The organism is Herbiconiux daphne, assembly GCF_024979295.1.
GTDB lineage: Bacteria > Actinomycetota > Actinomycetes > Actinomycetales > Microbacteriaceae > Herbiconiux > Herbiconiux daphnes.
On record NZ_JANLCJ010000622.1, the window covers coordinates 1 to 575 of the forward strand.

The window sequence follows — 575 nt, forward strand, 5'->3', positions numbered from 1 at the left end:
ATATTTTGCTCAATAGCAATCTTACCCATAAAGCCACGTTTCAAAATACCTTCTGAAATTGCCTCATGTTCATCTGCTGCATTTTTAAAATAATCAGCATCTTTCTCTACCTTCTGTGCTTTCTTGAGATAGTTAGCTAAATCTGCTTTTGTTCCTTCCCAGTTGCCTACTGTTAATACTGCATCATCAGGTGCAGAATTAAAGTAATCAGTAACACGGATAGAATCATTAGGATTAATAGGGCGCTCTAAGTCGCTTGAATCCTCGTTATAATCCCGGTATTCATCATCGTGAAATTCTGGATTGGAATCACCAAACAAATCACTAGCATCATCAATCATCAAATCACGCGGGGTAGGTTCAGCCTTAGTAGGTTTTGCATGGTTTGGCTGTGCATCATTGATATTAAATCTATTGCCGCTTTCGTCTACAATGTCGGAAATCATATTAAAATCAAAAGTATCAGTATCAAAAAACATATCGGACATAGTTAAAACCTCTCTTAATTAAATTCTGGTGCAGTTGGTTTGTTAGTATTATTTAGCTCTGTGATTAGTCCTGCGATATTCTGAATG

General features: G+C 36.5%; 1 protein-coding gene. It reads right to left on the bottom strand.

Features of this window, described 5'->3' with window-relative positions:
- A partial coding sequence (locus N1032_RS26805) for a hypothetical protein (protein ID WP_259543718.1) occupies positions 1–488 on the bottom strand: 488 nt, incomplete at its 3' end.
- Positions 489–575 lie beyond the last annotated feature (87 nt).